Source organism: Paraburkholderia sp. GW821-FHT02A12, assembly GCF_059422005.1.
This window is the reverse complement of record NZ_JBWKWA010000002.1, coordinates 1,266,044-1,282,513: the sequence shown is the minus strand read 5'-3', so window position 1 is coordinate 1,282,513 and position 16,470 is coordinate 1,266,044. Positions and strand designations below refer to the sequence as shown.

Annotated in this window: 18 protein-coding genes; 13 read left to right on the top strand and 5 right to left on the bottom strand. The window is 64.4% G+C overall.

Annotated features, from left to right (window positions below):
- Positions 1-229: 229 nt before the first annotated feature.
- Positions 230-1,186, bottom strand: coding sequence for a transcriptional regulator FtrA (gene ftrA / locus AC07WT_RS27140; protein WP_494949315.1), 957 nt, complete (start codon positions 1,184-1,186; stop codon positions 230-232).
- A gap of 96 nt (positions 1,187-1,282) precedes the next feature.
- Here ftrA and AC07WT_RS27135 point away from each other — a divergent pair, with 96 nt between their 5' ends.
- Entirely contained in the window at positions 1,283-1,702 is a 420-nt protein-coding gene (locus AC07WT_RS27135; RefSeq protein WP_492591482.1) for a rhodanese-like domain-containing protein, read from the top strand.
- Here AC07WT_RS27135 and dapA read toward each other — a convergent pair.
- Positions 1,641-2,567, bottom strand: coding sequence for a 4-hydroxy-tetrahydrodipicolinate synthase (dapA, locus tag AC07WT_RS27130; RefSeq protein WP_494949314.1), 927 nt, complete (start codon positions 2,565-2,567; stop codon positions 1,641-1,643). The two genes, AC07WT_RS27135 and dapA, sit on opposite strands and share 62 nt — an antisense overlap.
- 392 nt (positions 2,568-2,959) lie before the next feature.
- Here dapA and AC07WT_RS27125 point away from each other — a divergent pair, with 392 nt between their 5' ends.
- A complete protein-coding gene (locus AC07WT_RS27125; RefSeq protein WP_494949313.1) occupies positions 2,960-4,252 on the top strand; it encodes an aspartate carbamoyltransferase in 1,293 nt (430 codons plus the stop codon).
- 214 nt (positions 4,253-4,466) lie between these two features.
- Here AC07WT_RS27125 and AC07WT_RS27120 read toward each other — a convergent pair whose 3' ends face one another.
- Complete coding sequence (locus AC07WT_RS27120; protein ID WP_494949312.1) at positions 4,467-4,736, bottom strand: hypothetical protein; 270 nt, start codon at positions 4,734-4,736, stop codon at positions 4,467-4,469.
- A gap of 382 nt (positions 4,737-5,118) precedes the next feature.
- Between AC07WT_RS27120 and AC07WT_RS27115 the strand changes: the two genes are divergently transcribed.
- Together AC07WT_RS27115 and AC07WT_RS27110 are read left to right on the top strand one after the other, a co-directional pair.
- Entirely contained in the window at positions 5,119-6,210 is a 1,092-nt protein-coding gene (locus AC07WT_RS27115; RefSeq protein WP_494949311.1) for a hypothetical protein, read from the top strand.
- A 4-nt stretch (positions 6,211-6,214) separates the two neighbouring features.
- Entirely contained in the window at positions 6,215-7,018 is an 804-nt protein-coding gene (locus AC07WT_RS27110) for a bestrophin-like domain (protein WP_494949310.1), read from the top strand.
- Between the two features lie 88 nt (positions 7,019-7,106).
- Here AC07WT_RS27110 and AC07WT_RS27105 read toward each other — a convergent pair whose 3' ends face one another.
- A complete protein-coding gene (locus tag AC07WT_RS27105; protein WP_494949309.1) occupies positions 7,107-7,784 on the bottom strand; it encodes a response regulator transcription factor in 678 nt (225 codons plus the stop codon).
- 274 nt (positions 7,785-8,058) lie between these two features.
- On the opposite strand from AC07WT_RS27105, the gene AC07WT_RS27100 reads away from it, so the two are divergent.
- The 9 genes from AC07WT_RS27100 to AC07WT_RS27060 all read left to right on the top strand — a co-directional run bounded on the left by AC07WT_RS27100 (position 8,059) and on the right by AC07WT_RS27060 (position 14,515).
- Positions 8,059-8,730 (top strand): DUF2589 domain-containing protein, encoded by a 672-nt coding sequence (locus tag AC07WT_RS27100; protein ID WP_494949308.1) that lies wholly within the window; start codon positions 8,059-8,061, stop codon positions 8,728-8,730.
- A gap of 31 nt (positions 8,731-8,761) precedes the next feature.
- Entirely contained in the window at positions 8,762-9,580 is an 819-nt protein-coding gene (locus tag AC07WT_RS27095) for a DUF2589 domain-containing protein (RefSeq protein WP_494949307.1), read from the top strand.
- Positions 9,573-10,019 carry a lysozyme gene (locus AC07WT_RS27090; RefSeq protein WP_494949306.1) on the top strand — a complete coding sequence of 149 codons (447 nt, stop codon included), beginning with the start codon at positions 9,573-9,575 and terminating at the stop codon, positions 10,017-10,019. Before AC07WT_RS27095 ends, AC07WT_RS27090 begins: the two co-directional genes overlap by 8 nt.
- Positions 10,020-10,041: 22 nt before the next feature.
- Positions 10,042-10,560: a hypothetical protein gene (locus tag AC07WT_RS27085; RefSeq protein ID WP_494949305.1), complete on the top strand. Its 519-nt coding sequence runs from the start codon at positions 10,042-10,044 to the stop codon at positions 10,558-10,560.
- 294 nt (positions 10,561-10,854) lie between these two features.
- Positions 10,855-11,856, top strand: a complete 1,002-nt coding sequence (locus AC07WT_RS27080) for an extracellular catalytic domain type 2 short-chain-length polyhydroxyalkanoate depolymerase (RefSeq protein WP_494951051.1) — start codon at positions 10,855-10,857, stop codon at positions 11,854-11,856.
- 55 nt (positions 11,857-11,911) lie between these two features.
- Positions 11,912-12,454: a hypothetical protein gene (locus tag AC07WT_RS27075; RefSeq protein WP_494949304.1), complete on the top strand. Its 543-nt coding sequence runs from the start codon at positions 11,912-11,914 to the stop codon at positions 12,452-12,454.
- Positions 12,451-13,083, top strand: coding sequence for a hypothetical protein (locus tag AC07WT_RS27070; protein WP_494949303.1), 633 nt, complete (start codon positions 12,451-12,453; stop codon positions 13,081-13,083). The genes AC07WT_RS27075 and AC07WT_RS27070 overlap by 4 nt, the downstream gene beginning before the upstream one ends.
- 127 nt (positions 13,084-13,210) lie before the next feature.
- Complete coding sequence (locus tag AC07WT_RS27065; protein ID WP_494949302.1) at positions 13,211-13,828, top strand: cupredoxin domain-containing protein; 618 nt, start codon at positions 13,211-13,213, stop codon at positions 13,826-13,828.
- A 69-nt stretch (positions 13,829-13,897) separates the two neighbouring features.
- Positions 13,898-14,515 (top strand): hypothetical protein, encoded by a 618-nt coding sequence (locus AC07WT_RS27060; protein WP_494949301.1) that lies wholly within the window; start codon positions 13,898-13,900, stop codon positions 14,513-14,515.
- 82 nt (positions 14,516-14,597) lie between these two features.
- Here the strand turns inward: AC07WT_RS27060 and AC07WT_RS27055 are convergent, their stop codons facing one another.
- Positions 14,598-15,686: a zinc-binding dehydrogenase gene (locus AC07WT_RS27055; protein WP_494949300.1), complete on the bottom strand. Its 1,089-nt coding sequence runs from the start codon at positions 15,684-15,686 to the stop codon at positions 14,598-14,600.
- Between the last annotated feature and the right edge of the window lie 784 nt (positions 15,687-16,470).

Sequence of the window (16,470 nt, the reverse complement as noted above, 5' to 3'; positions counted from 1 at the left end):
TACGAGCCCTTGGTGTGAACGCTCAAGGCGCTCGAAACGAATCCACGAGCGCGTGGAGATTTTGCGGATGCGCGAACCTCTCGAGGTGATCGAAGCACACGATGAGCGGCTCGGCGAATGGTCCGATCAACCGCCATACCCGCGCGCGGTGCTTTGCACTGTATCGGCATCGGCGGGACACGGCGCAAAACGTTTGGATCGGGCCATGCAGCGCGTCATGCGACACGCATCAAACTGCGCCAAACTTCTTACGGTACGCGCCCGGGCTCGTCAACGCGATACGCCGGAAATGCCGGCGCAGCGATTCTTCCGAGCCGAAGCCCGCCCGTTCCGCGACACGCGCCATCGGCACCGGCGTTTGCGCTTCGAGCAGCTCACGGGCGATCGCCACACGTTCGCGCACCAGCCATTCGTATGGCGCCATGCCGGTGGCGTCGTGAAACTGCCGTTGCAGCGTGCGTGGACTCATCGCCGCCCGCTCGGCGAGCGAGCGCAACGTGTGCGGCGCAGCAGGATGCCGGCGCACCCAATCCATCAGCTTCGCCAGACGCCCGCTTTCGTCCTGCGGCATCGGACGCGGCACGAACTGCGCCTGGCCGCCCTCGCGATGCGGCGGCACCACGAGCCGTTGCGCGACGCGGTTCGCCACCGCACTGCCATGATCGCGCCGCACCAGATGCAGCAGCATGTCGAGTCCCGCCGCCGACCCCGCCGAAGTAATGATCTGCCCTTCGTCGACATACAGCGCATCCGGCTGCACGCGAAGCTGCGGGTAACCCTGCTGCAATTTGTCCGCATAGCGCCAGTGCGTCGTGACCGTCTTGCCGTCGAGCACGCCTGCCGCCGCCAGCACGAACACGCCGGAGCAGATCGAGCAGAGCCGCGCGCCACGCGTATAGGCGGCGCGAATTCTTTTCAGCAACGCTTCGGGCGGCAATTCGTCCGCGTCGCGCCAACCGGGGATCACGATCGTGTCCGCACGATCCAGCAACTTCAGCGTGTACGGCGCGGCAACAGTAATACCGCCTGCCGCGCGAATCGGACCGGGCTCGCTCGCGCACACCGCGAAGCGATACCAATCCACGCCGAGCTCCGGACGTTCGAGCGCGAACAGCTCGGTCACGCAGCCGAATTCGAAAGTGCACAGCCGGTCATAAACCAGCGCGACGACGAGATGATTGTGCATGGCGCGATGTTACCGGAGATTGACGATTGCGCCACTTACCCGATGCGCGTCTCATCGCGACAATGAAGGTTCATGACATCCACCGGAGCCCGAACCATGCCGACCAGCAACCCCGTCACCGCCATCCCCGCCGCCGGCAGCGCCGCTGCGTTCGCCCACTTCCAGGCGTCGCTGCAATTCGAAACCGATTGCTCGGATGTCGCCGCGGCGCTCGCCAGCGGCTCGCCCGGTTTCGTGCTCCTCGACGTGCGCGGCCCGGCGCTGTTCGCACAGGGCCACGTGCCGGGCGCGCTCAATCTGCCGCACGGCAAGATCGTCGCGTCGAAGCTCGCGCAATACCCGCGGGACACGCTGTTCGTCACCTACTGCGCCGGTCCGCACTGTAACGGCGCCGCGCGCGGCGCGCTGCGCCTCGCGCAATTGGGGCGCCCGGTCAAGCTGATGATCGGCGGCATCACGGGCTGGCTTGACGAAGGGCTCGAACTTGAACTCGCGCAAGCCCGTCCAGCGCCTTGAGCCGCTCGACCAGCGCATCGCCGGCGCGCGTCATCGGCATGCGCAGTTCGTTGCGGATCAGGCCATGTGCAGCCAGCAGCGCCTTCACCGGCCCCGGATTCGGTTCGGCAAACAGCGCCTGAATCAGCGGCGCGAGCGCGTGAAAAATGCGCCGCCCTTCTTCGAGCCGGCCCGCTGCGAGCGCGCGATACAACGCGACAAACCGTTCGGGCCGCAGATGCGCGGACGCCGCGATGGCCCCGCTTCCACCAAGGCACAAGGTGTTGAAGATATTGACGTCCTCGCCGGTGAGCACCTGCAAGCGGCCGTCGCGAATCAGCGCGAGCGTGGTGTCGAGCGAACCGGCGCAATCCTTCACCGCCTGAATCCGCGGATGCGCGGCGAGCGTGAGCAGCGTATCGAGTTCGAGCCGCACGCCGGTTCGATAGGGAATGTCGTACAGCACGACCGGCTTTTCGCTGGCGTCGGCGAGCGTCGTGAAATGGCCGACGATGCCCGCTTGCGAAGGCCGGATGTAGTACGGCGCGGCCATCAGCACGCCGGCGATCGGCAACAAATTCAGTTGCACGATGCGCTCGCGCATGCTCGCCGTATGATTGCCGGATACGCCGGCCAGCACCGGCAGCGCTTGCGCAGCCGCGGTGCTGTCGGCCACGGCCCGCGCTTCGTCGAGAATCGTCGCCAGCACGGCGTCCTGTTCCGCAGCGTCGAGCGCGGCCGGTTCGCCGGTCGTGCCGAGCGCGACCAGACCGGCAACGCCGGCCTCGGCATAACGGCGCACCAGACCTCGCAGCGCTGCGTGATCGACTTCGCCGTCGGCGAACGGCGTGATGAGCGGAATCCAGATACCCGAAAAAATAGACATGTCTTTGCCTCGAACGCGACCGTATCGATTCCGTAGAGCGTGCGAGGAAGGCAAGACAGGTCATGCCGAAGGCGGGCGTTGACCGGCTGTTGCCGTCGCACATCTGACGGCAACAGCGTGCTCCGGTCAGATGAGCGGCTGTTTTTTGGCTTTGGCGCTAACACTCGCGCAACCCGCGCGTGCGATCACGACGACGTTCGCAAGAACGAAACGTGCGGTGCGTGACGAGCGGAGTCGGAGCGTTTGGCCGGGATGCATGAAGCGCAGTGTAACCGGCTTGGGCGCCGCTTGACAAAGCCCATCGCAAAATTACTTGACTTCTACGCCGGGCAAACTAATATACGCACCGCGTACATAACCCAGTACGAAATCCACTCTCGACAGGTGAGCGCATGAGCGTCCCGCAACAAGCCTTCCTACGCGATGCGATGCGTCGCCTGAACATGACCCGCGACACCTTTGCGAGCCGTATCGGCGTTTCGCGCCGGGCCCTCGACACGTGGCTGCTGCCGGACGACTCGCAGGAATCGCGGGCGATGCCGGAGATCGTCGAGCGTTTCGTGTCGGAAATCGTCGTGCACGGCGAGCCGGGCGAAAAGTATACGCAAAGCGTAGACGCGCAGTCGCTAGCGAGCCAGATGCTGTTCGAGGGCAAGCCGCAACTGCTGTCGGTCGACCAGTTCTCGCGCGAGTCGGTCGAGGCGCTGTTTCGCGTCGCCGACGTCATGCAGCCGATCGCGCGGCGCCGGAAAATCTCCCGCGTGCTCGAAGGCGCGGTGCTCGGCAATCTGTTTTTCGAAGCCAGTACACGGACCCGCGTCAGCTTCGGCGCGGCGTTCTGCCGGCTGGGCGGCTCGGTGTGCGACACCACCGGCTTCACGTTTTCGTCGATGGCCAAGGGCGAGTCGATCTACGACACCAGCCGCGTGATGAGCGGCTACGTGGATGCACTGGTGATCCGCCATCCGGAGCAAGGCTCGGTGGCCGAATTCGCGCGTGCGACCAACGTGCCGGTGATCAACGGCGGCGACGGTCCCGGCGAGCATCCGAGCCAGGCGCTGCTCGACCTGTACACGATCCAGCGGGAATTCTCGCGCCTGGGCAAGATCGTCGACGGTGCGCATATCGCGCTGGTCGGCGACCTGAAGTACGGGCGCACCGTGCATTCGCTGGTCAAGCTGCTGGCGCTCTATCGCGGCATCAAGTTCACGCTGATCTCGCCGCCGATGCTCGAAATGCCGGGCTACATCATCGAGCAGATCTCGCGCAACGGTCACGTGATCGAGCAGACCCACGATCTCGCCGCCGGGCTGCGCGGCGCGGACGTCGTGTACGCCACGCGCATCCAGAAGGAGCGCTTCGCCGACGAATCGTTCGAAGGCTACACGCCCGACTTCCAGATCAATCAGGCGCTGGTGGATAGCGTGTGCGGCAGCGACACCTTGATCATGCACCCGCTGCCGCGCGACAGCCGCCCGGGCGCGAACGATCTGAGCGTCGATCTGAATCACGATTCGCGGCTGGCGATTTTCCGGCAAACCGATAACGGCATTCCGGTGCGGATGGCGATTTTCGCGGTACTGCTGGGCGTGGAAAAACTGGTCCAGCATTCGATGCGCGACGCCGCGTGGCGCCCGCCCGCCTATCTCGGCCCGGACGACGCGGTGTTTCACGGCATCGATTGATCGACTGATTGATTGTTTGGCGGATATGCGCCAATGGAAAACGGCCTTGCTGAAAATCAGCAAGGCCGTTTTTCTTCGCAGCGGCGTGGTTGGTGCGGGACAGTTGTACCCGCGCCAGCGACCGTTATTTCGGTTGCCTGGCTGACCAGGTGTAGAGACAGGGTCCCGGCGTTCGATCCACGACCCGACACCGGCCGCTTGACACGCGCAGAGGCTAGCTAAACGTTGCGGTCGCAGCGCCTGCTGCAAAAGCAGTACACATCACACCGGTTCTGTTACCGCCGTTGACGCTGATCTGATACTCGTGCCCCACGACAAGCGCGTTCGCCGTGGCCAGGTGCAACTGCGTGACGTGATACGGCGTCCCCGTACTGTTGGTGACGCCCGTCGCTACGACGGCCCGTCCTGCTTCATTGAAAATCGTAACGGGAACAGCGGGATTTTGCTGACCCGCGTTCGGCGCACCGGAAGATGGATTGGACATGACGAATGACTCCTTGCGTTGAATGTCGGTAAGCCTCGCCTTAAGCGAGGGTTTCATCGCCGCGCAGGCTGACACGCCTCACGGTCAACGCACTGTAGGTTCGCCCGCCGGCAGAGAAAATGAGCCATTGGGCCCAAACGTGGTTATGTGCCGAAAGCCACTTTCCACGCCGACCGCCAATCCGGTGTCGCTTTGCGCGCCCCTTGAACGCCTGTCACGGGCGCTTCGTCCCGCCGTCATCCATGACTTCTGCTGGATTGTCCGCAACTCGCGACAGACGCAAAGTGCTATCGCCGTTCATCGCATCCGGACAAGCCGCCCCGTTCGGGATACCGCATGGCTCCCGCGCACGCCGGCTCCATTCCACAGCAGGAAACTCATCATGTCTTTGCGACTCTTCCGAGGTCGAGCCTATCGCCCGGATCTCAACCGTCCGCGCGCCGCACCGCGCGAGACACAACCTGGCGATGCGCCGCCCGGTGCGCTGCTGGCCCAGTTGCGTGAAGAATGCGATGCGATGGCGCGCTACGCGTTGCACCACGGTCTTCCGGTCGCACCTGAAACCATCGCGCTGCTGAGCGCACTGATCGACGGCGCGCCGCCCGAGGCCGTGGCGGCCGCGCCGTCGCCGGCCGGCACGGCCAACGAAGCGCCTCGGTACGCCGGCACGTCGCAGCACTCGCTGGCGTCGATACACCGGAAGCTGGCCGCCCTCATCGCACCGGCCACGCCGCAAGCGGTCACGCTGCTCGATGCGCATCACCGTCTCGGACGCCCATTCGCGTGGCTCGGCCCCGTTCCGCTGATCAGGCTGCTGACGGTGGCCGCCATCGCGTTTCTGATCGCCGTGGTCGCGACCGGACTCTCTCCCGACGTCTCCGCGGACAACATCGAGCGCGGCTTTCTCGATTCGCACGGCACGCAGCTGTTGTGGAACGCGCTGTTCCTGCTGTTTTGCGCGGGACTCGGCGCGTCGTTCGCCACGCTGTTCCAGGCGCATCGTTACATCGCCGCGTCGACGTACGATCCGAAGTACGACGCCTCCTACGGCGCGCGGTTGATCCTCGGCCTGATTGCCGGGCTGATCCTGGTCGAGATGCTGCCATCGCGCCTCTTCGATCAGGGCAGCATGCACAGCTTCGGCAAGCCCGCCCTCGCGATGCTCGGCGGCTTCTCGGCGACTGCTGTGCACCGCTTGCTGCAACGCCTCGTCGACACGCTCGACGCGCTCGTGCGCGGCGACCGGTCCGCCGACGTGGACGCCGCCCTGCAGACCCGCCGCGCCCAGGCAGCGAGCGAACGCACGCAATGGCAAAGCGAGATCGCCGCCAGCCTGCTCGATCTCCAGCAGTCTCTCGATCATCCGGATTCAGCCGACACCGTGCGCCGGCGCCTTGCCGATCTCACACGCGCCATGCTGGCAGGCGAGCCGGCCCGCCCTTCCCTGACCGCTTTCCCAAACGACACGGAGTGACACGATGCTCTTCCTCTACAACATGCCGGCCGCCGTGATGGGTGCGCTGATCGTCGGCGCGACGCTCGCCGCCGCGTTGGCCGGGTATCTGCTCTTCCGGCGTTGCTTCCCGATCCAGCTCGATGCCGAACAGCGAGGCATGACGGTCGCGATGATGTCCGCGGTGACCACCATCAATTCGCTGCTGGTCGCGTTCGCCGCCATTACGGTCTGGGGCACCTACGATGCCGCGGCCGGCACGGTCGCGGCCGAGGCCGCGTGCGCCACCGAACTCGCTCACGACCTCGCGTCGTTCGGCAAACCGGATGCGCTGGCCGCGCGGCGCGAACTGATCGTTTATATCGAGCACGTGGTGCATGACGAATGGCCGCAAATGCAGCAGTACGCTCACGCGGATGCCGGTACGCAGGCCGCGTTCGACCGGATGTTCGCGACGACCAACCGGATCGTGCCGTCGGACGATCGCGAGCGGGCCCTCCTGACCGAAGTGCTCGCTCGCGTGAATGAAATGACGAAGCATCGGGAGCATCGGTTGCAGGCGCTCGATGTCGCGATGCCCGTGACGTTGTGGGGTGTCATGCTGATCGCGAGCGGGCTCTCGCTGGTGCTGCTTTACGTGTTGCCCGCCACGCGCTTTCATCTTGGGCTCGTGACGATCTGGGCGACGACGCTCGGGCTTGCGTTCTTTTTCGTGCTGGCGGTCGACCGGCCATTCGCCGGCGAAGTCAGCGTGAGTCCCGCGCCCATGCAGCACGCCATCGACACGCTTGCGGGCGAAGACGCGGGACGTCCGGCTGCGCCGGCCTGAGCATTCTTGCAGGCGGGCCGCCGCCGTTGCCTGCCGAGCCGGCCGCATGCGTGCGGCCGTTTTTCCGGGCAGTCGGCAAGCTCAGTCCTCATTCATGCGTCACGCATACCGGCCGCTGAGCTTGCACGTTTTCAGGCGTCACGTGACGCGCGAGCCACAGCGCCGCCTCCGTGCGATTGCTGACGCCGATCTGTCGAAAGAGCGCATACAGGTGGTTCTTGATGGTCCCCTCCGCGACGTTCAGCACGCGGCAGATCTGCTTGTTCGACTTCCCTTCGGCGAGCAAACGCAAGACCTGGCGTTGCCTCGGCGTCAGGCGCTCGAATGCCCGGTCGCCGGATTGCGCATGCGCCGAACCCGCCTCGGCGCCGAGGCCATAACTCGGCGGAACATAGATGGCGCCCGAAGCGACACGGCCGAGCGCGTCGGCGAATTCGTCCGCGCTCGCATGACGCTCGACAATGCCGGCAGCGCCCGCCATCAGCGCATCGGCGATCCCCTGACGACAGACCGTGCGGACGACGAAGAGCCACGGCACAGTCCCCAGCACATCCTGCAGCACCTTCGGCCAACCCATCCGCGCAGCGCGCTCATCCCATTCGAGCGTTACCGCACCGACCGTTCCCGGCGGCAGCTCTTCCTGGATGCGGTAGATGTCTTCGGGACGCTGCGCCGACCACACCTGGCAACTGCTGTCACGTCTCCATAAGACATCGGCTACCCCCGCCACGAACAACGGCGGACTATCGATCATCAGAACGTTCATTTACGCGTTACCCCTCGGTAGCGAGACGCTCGGGTTCACGTTATTTGCGTCTCTTCGGCTCGCTTTTACCGCTCTTTTGAAAACGACGCACTAGGCCCGTTGATCCGTGACAAACGTTCTAATGCAAAAGGCACGTTATTTCTTTAAGAATTAATAGGTCCGCCACCCTTGTCCTCAGACGTGACGGCTGGCCTCTCCAAACACCTGCCCAATTTATGTAACTTGAATAACGGGAGTGTATTCGCACTGCCCGAATTTCACCATGGAGGTGTGTATGGATGCCAATTTCATCGGTTCTGTCATTAATGCCTTACCAATGGACCAAATGATTGCAGGTCCATTGAAAGCAATGATTGCCGCGCAAACCCAGGCGGCCAGAAGTTATGCCGACTTTCTGATGCAGGTGTGCATCCAGGACGGCAAGGCAGTCGCCGTGCAATTCGACTACGACGAAACCCTCGTCGACGAGAGCGGCGTATCGAAAGGCGTGGTGCAGAAGACCATGCGCATTCCGTTGCTGGCTGCCATCGTTCACCCCATCATCGCTATCGAAGAAGGAACGATCGACTTCGAGATGGAAATCACGCAGTCGGAGAAGTCCGCGTCTTCCACGGAAGCAGGCGGCGAAATGCAGGCCAAGCTCGGTTGGGGGCCGGTCAGTGTCAGCATCTCGGGACGCGTGTCGCACAAGTCGGAGCAGACGCGCAGCACCGATACGCGAGCCAAGTATTCGATCCACACGCAGATCAAACGGCAGCCTCCGCCGGAAGCGCTGATGCGCGTCATCGACTTTCTCACGGATGCCGCCACCAAACCGGTCGTGACCGAAGACAAGGCGAAAGACGTCAAACCGCTGCCGTCGACACCGACGGACGGCAAGCTGATCGGCGAGACTGCGGCGGGCGGCGCCGCGCAGGCGGGCGGCCAGCAGCCTGTTCATCAGTAAGCGTAGCGCTCACTGACGGCGGACGGACACCATGCTCAACTTCTTCAAGCGGCGCCGCGATGCACACGGTTCGCCGGCCAAGGATGCGCCGCATGACGACGCCGCGCAGCCGGCGGGCCCGCAGGACCCCATCGACAGCGCGCCGGCCGCCGCGCTCGACACCAACGGCACCCGCGACACCAACGACACACCGGCAACCGCGCAACCCGCCACGCCGGCAGGAAGCGCCGGCGACACGGCGACCGGCTCCGGCTCCGACTCCGGCGCTGGCGAAAACGCGCCGCCCGGCGCTCCACCGTCCGGCGGCGCACCGCCGTCCAGTGCGAGCGCTCCACCGCCGCGCGGCCTCGCACTCGACGACATCACGCGTGGCATGCAGCACGCCGCGGCCGCCGCCAACCAGTTGCTCGCGCATCAATACACCGCCGTGCTCGATCAGTTCTTCGATCAGGACGAGGACGGCCTGCTCACGCCGCGCGCAGTCGAGGTGGCGCTCGACGCGGAGCACACCATGCCGGTGCCGCTGGTCGCGCTGGCGACGCCGCGCGGACTGGCGCTCGACAGGATGGTCGTGCATCTGACCGTGCGCGCCGACTTCACCGAAACGCTGCCCGCAGACGGATTGGCGGGCGGCGATCAACGCGGCCGCTTCTTCGTGACACTCGCCCCGCCTTCGGCACGCAAGGATGCGCAGGGTCAGCAAGCTCAGCGCGACAGCCAGCACATCGACATCGAAATGCAGTTTGCGGCGCTCGAACCGCCCGAAGCGATCATGCGCGTGATCGACGAATACACCCACCGCCTGGTGCCGCGCGCACGGCATGACCAAGAGGAGCAAAGCCATGCCTGACCAACCCACGCACACCGGCGCGCAGGGTATCGACCTGATCAAACACTTCGAGGGGCTGCGCCTCGCCCGCTATCTCGACGCGGTCGGCAAACCGACGATCGGCTATGGACATCTGATCCTGCCGCACGAACACTTCGACCGCCCGCTCACGGAGTCCGAGGCGCAGGCGCTGCTGAAACGGGACTTGCGCGGCGCCGAACTCCAACTGCGCAAGCTGGTGCGCGTGCCGATCACGCAACAGCAATTCGACGCACTGATGTCTTTCGCCTTCAACCTCGGCGCGGGACGGTTGCGTTCCTCGACACTGCTGCGCTACCTGAACGCAGGCGCGGCCAGCCATGCCGCCGATCAGTTTCTGGTCTGGAACAAGGCGGGCGGCAAGCCGCTTGCGGGGCTGACGCGCCGCCGCCAGGCCGAACGCAAGCTGTTTCTTTCCTAGTGCACCGACAGGAGTCTTTCCAATGATCTCGAACCATCGCGACCAATCGGGCCGAGGCCCGAACCCGCGCGCCGTATCCGCACGCGCCATCGCCACCATCGCCACGATCGCGGCCTGCGCCGCATGCGCCGCCACCGAGGGGCACGCGCAACAGCCGCCGCTCACCTGCAAGGCCGAAGTCGCGCAGATCGATCAGACGTTGCAGCGCGCGCATCAGCCAGGCCTGTGTCCCAGGTGTGCCGAGCGGCTCGCCCGGACACTCGAAAGCCTCTACACAACCGGCGTCATGCCCAACTTCTACACATCCGCGGACAACGCCTACTGGGACGACCCGCTGCGCCGCCCCGCGATGATGAGCGGCCAAAGCCTCGCGCGCATGCCGGACGGCGCCGACCTGCTTGCCGACATCGACAGCGGCTTCGGGCCGCGCGGCATTTACCGGTTGCGCTACACGCAGGCGAACCGGCCCGTGGCCGTCACGACAGCCGATCACAGCGTCTCGATACCGGTGTCGTTGTGCACCTCCGGCGCCGCGCACTAACGGCGAGCGGCGGCGCACGGTATGGGCCTTCCGTCATGGGCCGCCGTACCGGCCTTCCTCCCTATTCATGCGGATGCGCCGCACACGTAATCTGCAAGCGTAGTGAGACCCAGGCAACGAACGGCTGAAACGAAAACACGAACGCTGATCGATCACTCACCCAACAGGAGTAACGGAATGAACGCTGCATCCGTCAATAACGATTCGTCATCCGAAATTAGCGTGCAATCCGGCACGTCCCGCCGCCACGGGTTGAGCGCGCGGCTCAGCGCACTCTTGCTGAGCGCCGTGGCCATGTCATGCGCGAACGCCGCGGACCTCGCGTCACTGCCCGCGCTCGACGCCGATCTGCAACGCACGTCCGTATCCGGTCTGTCGTCGGGCGCCTTCATGGCGGCCCAGTTCGACGTCGCCTGGTCGAGCCGTCTGATCGGCGCGGGCATCGTCGCCGGCGGCGCTTTTGATTGCGCCGGCGAGTCCTCGTTCATCCCGCCCGCCGTGGCGGCGGTGACGCTGTGCATGCAGCCGGTCGGCGACGCGCCGTCGGCGGGGGGCGCATGGCACGCCGCGCAACGCTTCGCGCAGGCCGGTCAGATCGACGATCCGGTCAATCTGCGCAAGCAGCGCATTTACCTCTTCAGCGGTGCGAAGGATACGGTGGTCGCGACACGCGTGGTCGATCAGGCGAGGCGCTTCTATGACCTCGCACAGGTGCCGCAGCCGAGCATCGAGTATCAACGTCATCCCGACGCGGGGCATGCATTGATCACGAACCGTCCTGAAGACGCCCCTTGCGATGCGAATCGCAGCCCGTACATCAACAACTGCGGCTTCGAGCAATCGCACGAGATTCTGCGCTGGATCTACGCAAAGCCCGACGCGCCGCTTCACGCGCCCGCGGCACAGTTAGGCGGCCAGCTGCTGAGCTTCGATCAGCGCGCGTTCGATCCGAACCGGGCCGCGTCGCTGGCCAACGCCGCTTATGTGTACGTGCCTGCCGACTGCCAGCATGCAGCGTGTGCCGTGCATGTCGCGTTTCACGGCTGCGTACAGAACGCCGATGCCGTCGGCGAACGCTTCGTGCGCGGCGCGGGTTACAACGAGATCGCCGACACGAATCACCTGATCGTGCTCTATCCGCAAGTGGCGAAATCGGCCGTCAATCCGCTCGGATGCTGGGATTTCTGGGGCTACACGAGTCCCGATCCGGCCCAGCCCGACTTCTATACCCACCAAGCGCCGCAAATGGCCGCGGTGATGAAGATGATCGAGCGCCTCGGCGGCGCACGTCAGTGACCGCGGCAACCGTCTTTCTCCATCGAACCTGAACCTGACCTGACAAGGAGCCGCCATGCTCTCGACCTTTATCACGCAGTGGGAAAACGCCAATCTCGCCGCCTTCCAGCTGTTCAGCAAGCTTGTTGCGCAATCGGCCAATCCGGCGGGACTCGCGGGCGCTGCGACGGATGTCGGAGCGTGGCGCGTCTTCACGCGCACCGCCCTGCAGAGCGGTCAGCAGTTCACGACGGCGTCGCAGTCGGCACTCGACGCCGGCTGGCGCGAACAGCGCGACCGCTTCGCGCTTGCCGGCGCGGCCGCTGCGATCAAGGAGCTGGCGGGGATCCATGCCGATCTCGCGACACGCATCGCCCAGGGTCACGTGCAACACGCCGGCTCGCTCTCCGATGCGGCCGCGCAATATCTCGACGACCTGTCCCGCAGCCGCAACGCAACCGACGCCGCGATGGCATTCGGCCGCTTCGCGAACGACCTGCAGGCGCACAGCCAGGCGCAAGCGCTGCATACGTCGTCGTTAGCCGGCAGTGTGTCGCCGGCCATCGCGCAATGGGTCGAAAAGCATCTTTCCGACGACAACGCGGAGCAGGCGGAATGAACATCCATCTGCGTTTCATCAACCGTTCGAATGACCGCGGCAACAGTGAAGTCGTGCTGTTTCAGCGCAACGTGATTCCCGATTTCGACGAACTCGCAATCGCATGGAAGGTGATTCGCTTCTGTGGCCGCGACTGCATCCATCCGTTCGTCTATTCGACCGCGCTCGAGATCGGCCTGGGCGACGAGCACGGCAATTTCTCGCCGCGCGCCGTTGCACAGGATGGCGAACGATTCGTGATCGGCATGCATCCGACCGGCCGCGCCCGGCTCGCCGCCGATCCGGCGCCGGCGGCCGGCGCGCAAAGCGGTCCGGACATCCAGGTGGTCAACCGGATGCCGCGCGGCGCGGTCAACGTCAACGCATTCAACGCCGGCAGGCTGATCGCCGCCAAATGGGCCGTGGTGCCGGCCCAGAAGGCCGTGTTCCGCTTCACCCCAGTGCTCTGGATCGGCGTGGCGTCGCAGATCCAGGAAGGCCGCGCGCTGAGTTCGGCGGTGCTGTCGAGCGACAACACGATGCTGCCCCTCGCCGGCATTGCCGCGGCCGACATCGTGATGACCGGCGGCGGCAGCGGCGCCGACGCGCAGCCATTCGGCTTCGCGCTCGAAAACGTCGTGCACGTCTAGCGCGACACGATGCCCGCGGACGGCGGGCTTCCCCCTCTTCTTTCGTTTAACGGCCAGCCCGCCGGGCAGGCCGGTGGGAAGGTGCGCGGCAAACCGATTGCCGCATTTCAACTCAAGGAGCAGGCAAGTGGATATCCAGCTGAACTTCGTAAACCGTTCGAACGATGCCAACAATTCGAACATCGTGATTTTCCAGAAAAACGTCGCGACGGATTTCGACGAACTCGCGATCGCATGGAAAGTGATCCGCAATTGCGGCCAGGGCGACAACCATCCGTTCAAGTTTCCGATGACGATGAGTGTCAGCGCGAGCGACAGCTACGGCAATTACATGCCGCAGCAGACCGCCAGCAACGGCCAGGTCTTCCAGGTGGTCCGCTCGACGTCGGGCGACGTGCTCACGCTCGCGACGGAGCCGGGCAGCAGTTCGGAGGTCCAGGTCCGCAACGACCTGCCGAACGGCGCCGCGAACGCGACCATTTACAAGGACGGCAGTCCGCTTGCGACCAAGACATCGATCGCGCCGGGGCAAAAAGCCGTGTTCCAGTTCAAGCCGACGCTCTGGATCGGTGTCGCGTCGCAGATCGAACAGGGCGCGCTGCTGAATTCGGCGGTGATCTCCGACATCAACACGGAGCTGTCGCTGCTCGGCATCGCGAGCGCCGACATCGTGTTGACGGGCGGCGGTCCCGGTCCGCGCTCGTTGCCGTTCACTTTCCGCCTCGAACGCGTCGTGATGGCTTAACGCACGCGCACGCGGCGTCGGACGCGTGGTCGTTCGACGCCCTCTCACTACATCAGGAAAAGGTTAGCCATGGACATCAAACTCAACTTCATCAACCTGTCCAACGACGTCAACAACAGCCAGATCGTGATCTTTCAGAAGAACGTATCGACCGATTTCGACGAGCTTGCAGTCGCGTGGAAGGTGATCAGCAATTGCGGGCGAGGTGACAATCACCCGTTCGTTTTTCCCATGCAGACGAGCGTCACCGCCAGCGACGCGGACGGTAACTACATGCCGCAGAAGCTCGCGCAGAACGGTCAGATGTTCAGCGTGGCGCGCGCGAGCTCCGGCAACGTGCTTGCTCTGGCAGGGGCATCGTCGAGCTCGCGGGAGATCCAGCTGCGCAACGACTTGCGCACGGGCGCCGTCACCGCCAGCGTGTTCAAGGACAACCGGCTGCTCGCGCAAAAGACCGGCATCGTGCCCGGACAGAAAGCGGTGTTCGAGTTCAAGCCGACGCTCTGGATCGGCACCGCGTCGCAGATCGAGCAAGGCGCGGTGATGAATTCGGCGGTGATCTCCGACATCAACACGGAACTGTCGCTGCTCGGTATCGCGCGCTGCGACATCGTGATGACGGGCGGCGGCGGTGGCACGACAGCGGTCCCCTATCAGTTCAGGATCACGAACGTGGTGATGGGTTGAGCGGACGAGAGAGGCAAAACGGCCTTGCTGGATCAACAGCAAGGCCGTTTTTTCATGCCGCCGCGATCAACCCGCCGCGCGATCAACCCCAGGCGTGCGGCGCCTTGCCCTCCACCACCGTGCATTGCAGACCCGACATGCGGCCGGCTGCGTCGATGGCCGCTTCCAGTTCGGCAAACGGATACGACTTCAACTCGACCGCATCGAGCGCGATCTGCCCCGACGCCGCCAGCGAAACCAGCGCGAGATAGTCGGCGCGGCTGTACATGAAGTGGCCGATCAACTCCCAGTTGTTCAGCAGCATCTCGCTGTACGGAATCGGCAAGTCCACCCGCATGCTGCCCATCAGCACCAGCCGCCCGCCACGGCGCAGGCAGCGCAATGCGGCGAGGGTCGCGTTCGCGTCGGTGGCCTGGCCGACCATGTCGAACGCGAGGTCCGCGCCGCCACTGCTCGCGTCGCGGATTGCCTTCACGTCTTGCGCGGCGTCGCCCGTCAACACCACCGGCGCCACGCGCCCGCGCCCCAGTTCGGCCAGCGCTTGCAGCGGTTCCAGACGCCGGCCGAGCGCGACGACTTTGCTCGCGCCGAGCGCCAGCGCCGCAAGCACCGCCGCCGAGCCGAAGTAACCGCCGGCGCCGTTGACCACCACCGTTTCGCCCGCCGCGAGACGGCCGCGCCGCAAACCGCCGAACGGCACAGCGAATTTGGCGAGCACGGCAAGACGGGCGGCTTCGATATCGTCCAGACCGTCGAGCGCGATCAGCGTCGAGGCGGGGAATTCGGCCATTTCGCGTAAGGTGCCGTGCGGAAATGCCGCCAGCACGGCGCCGCTGTCGGCGCTGATGGCGGTCAGGCCAAGCAGCGCCTGAGCCGGCTCCCGCACCGTTTCGTCGGCGACCCAGTAAGGATTCACGGCGACCCGCTGACCCACGCGAAATGCCACCACACCGTCGCCGAGCGCGACGATCCGGCCCACGCCGTTGGTGCCGGGCGAAAACGGTCCCGGCGGATACGCATACGGCAACTTCCCTTCGACATAGTCACGCGTATAACTCAGCAGCGGCACCGCCTCCATCCGCACCAGCACCGCATTGCGGCGCGGCTCCGGCTGCGTCACGTCGCGCAGCGCCAGCGGCATGCCGGGTTCATCGAGCATCCAGGCTTTCATGTTGTCGACCCTCAGTTCGTTTCGGTGCTTGAACTGTAGATGCGGGGTACGTATTCTGGAAATCAATTACCCATATGCGACCCATCAACATGATTGATCTACGCGGTATCGACCTGAATCTGCTGGTGTCGCTCGACTGTTCCTTCACAATAGAGTCGAAAAAACTCAACAATAAAGATGAAAAACGTTCAGACGGGGTCAACAAAAAACTAGAAAAAACGAAATTAATCTGAAAGCCACAAAACTTCAACGTCTCTCCGCGTACAACCCAAGCCTCACCGACCGCCCCCACGGCGGGCAGCAAAGACGAAAACCGATGTTATCGCGGCTGGCGCCGGACATCTGAATCCCGCCCAGACGTCGCGCGAGCGACAAAATTATGCTGTGTCAACTTATTGGAGGGTACGTCGAACGTCTCTCTCGGTTGTAAGTTTGCATAAAACTGTGCCTGCTTCTTGCAGAAATCTGTTCCTAGCCTTTGGACCTGATCCAAGCGCCGCTTGATACCAAATACCCAGCTTCTCCCGCACCGCGACGGCGACCTCAGCGAGCGCCCCGTCGGAATTCAGATCGGCCACGTGCGAGAGGCATCAGGAAACTTACAAAGTTGCCTCAAACTTCCGCTGGAGGAACGATTTTCTGCAAAACCTCTTGAAGCAATCTTGTTCCCGACGTGTCTCCCAGCCCCGATTCGAATGGACGCGCGCAGGAACAAAATTGTGCAAGCCAACGTGTATCAACGACGGGATATTGACCTCGGCGTACTCCAAAAAAACTACCCGCA

Excerpts from the sequence above, each read along its gene's own strand:
- AC07WT_RS27075 (WP_494949304.1), top strand. The coding sequence starts at position 11,912 with ATGCTCTCGACCTTTATCACGCAGTGGGAAAACGCCAATCTCGCCGCC.
- AC07WT_RS27110 (WP_494949310.1), top strand. The coding sequence starts at position 6,215 with ATGCTCTTCCTCTACAACATGCCGGCCGCCGTGATGGGTGCGCTGATC.
- AC07WT_RS27060 (WP_494949301.1), top strand. The coding sequence starts at position 13,898 with ATGGACATCAAACTCAACTTCATCAACCTGTCCAACGACGTCAACAAC.
- AC07WT_RS27070 (WP_494949303.1), top strand. The coding sequence starts at position 12,451 with ATGAACATCCATCTGCGTTTCATCAACCGTTCGAATGACCGCGGCAAC.
- AC07WT_RS27055 (WP_494949300.1), bottom strand. The coding sequence starts at position 15,686 with ATGAAAGCCTGGATGCTCGATGAACCCGGCATGCCGCTGGCGCTGCGC.
- dapA (WP_494949314.1), bottom strand. The coding sequence starts at position 2,567 with ATGTCTATTTTTTCGGGTATCTGGATTCCGCTCATCACGCCGTTCGCC.
- AC07WT_RS27105 (WP_494949309.1), bottom strand. The coding sequence starts at position 7,784 with ATGAACGTTCTGATGATCGATAGTCCGCCGTTGTTCGTGGCGGGGGTA.
- AC07WT_RS27080 (WP_494951051.1), top strand. The coding sequence starts at position 10,855 with ATGTCATGCGCGAACGCCGCGGACCTCGCGTCACTGCCCGCGCTCGAC.
- AC07WT_RS27125 (WP_494949313.1), top strand. The coding sequence starts at position 2,960 with ATGAGCGTCCCGCAACAAGCCTTCCTACGCGATGCGATGCGTCGCCTG.
- ftrA (WP_494949315.1), bottom strand. The coding sequence starts at position 1,186 with ATGCACAATCATCTCGTCGTCGCGCTGGTTTATGACCGGCTGTGCACT.
- AC07WT_RS27095 (WP_494949307.1), top strand. The coding sequence starts at position 8,762 with ATGCTCAACTTCTTCAAGCGGCGCCGCGATGCACACGGTTCGCCGGCC.
- AC07WT_RS27135 (WP_492591482.1), top strand. The coding sequence starts at position 1,283 with ATGCCGACCAGCAACCCCGTCACCGCCATCCCCGCCGCCGGCAGCGCC.
- AC07WT_RS27120 (WP_494949312.1), bottom strand. The coding sequence starts at position 4,736 with ATGTCCAATCCATCTTCCGGTGCGCCGAACGCGGGTCAGCAAAATCCC.
- AC07WT_RS27085 (WP_494949305.1), top strand. The coding sequence starts at position 10,042 with ATGATCTCGAACCATCGCGACCAATCGGGCCGAGGCCCGAACCCGCGC.
- AC07WT_RS27090 (WP_494949306.1), top strand. The coding sequence starts at position 9,573 with ATGCCTGACCAACCCACGCACACCGGCGCGCAGGGTATCGACCTGATC.
- AC07WT_RS27115 (WP_494949311.1), top strand. The coding sequence starts at position 5,119 with ATGTCTTTGCGACTCTTCCGAGGTCGAGCCTATCGCCCGGATCTCAAC.
- AC07WT_RS27100 (WP_494949308.1), top strand. The coding sequence starts at position 8,059 with ATGGATGCCAATTTCATCGGTTCTGTCATTAATGCCTTACCAATGGAC.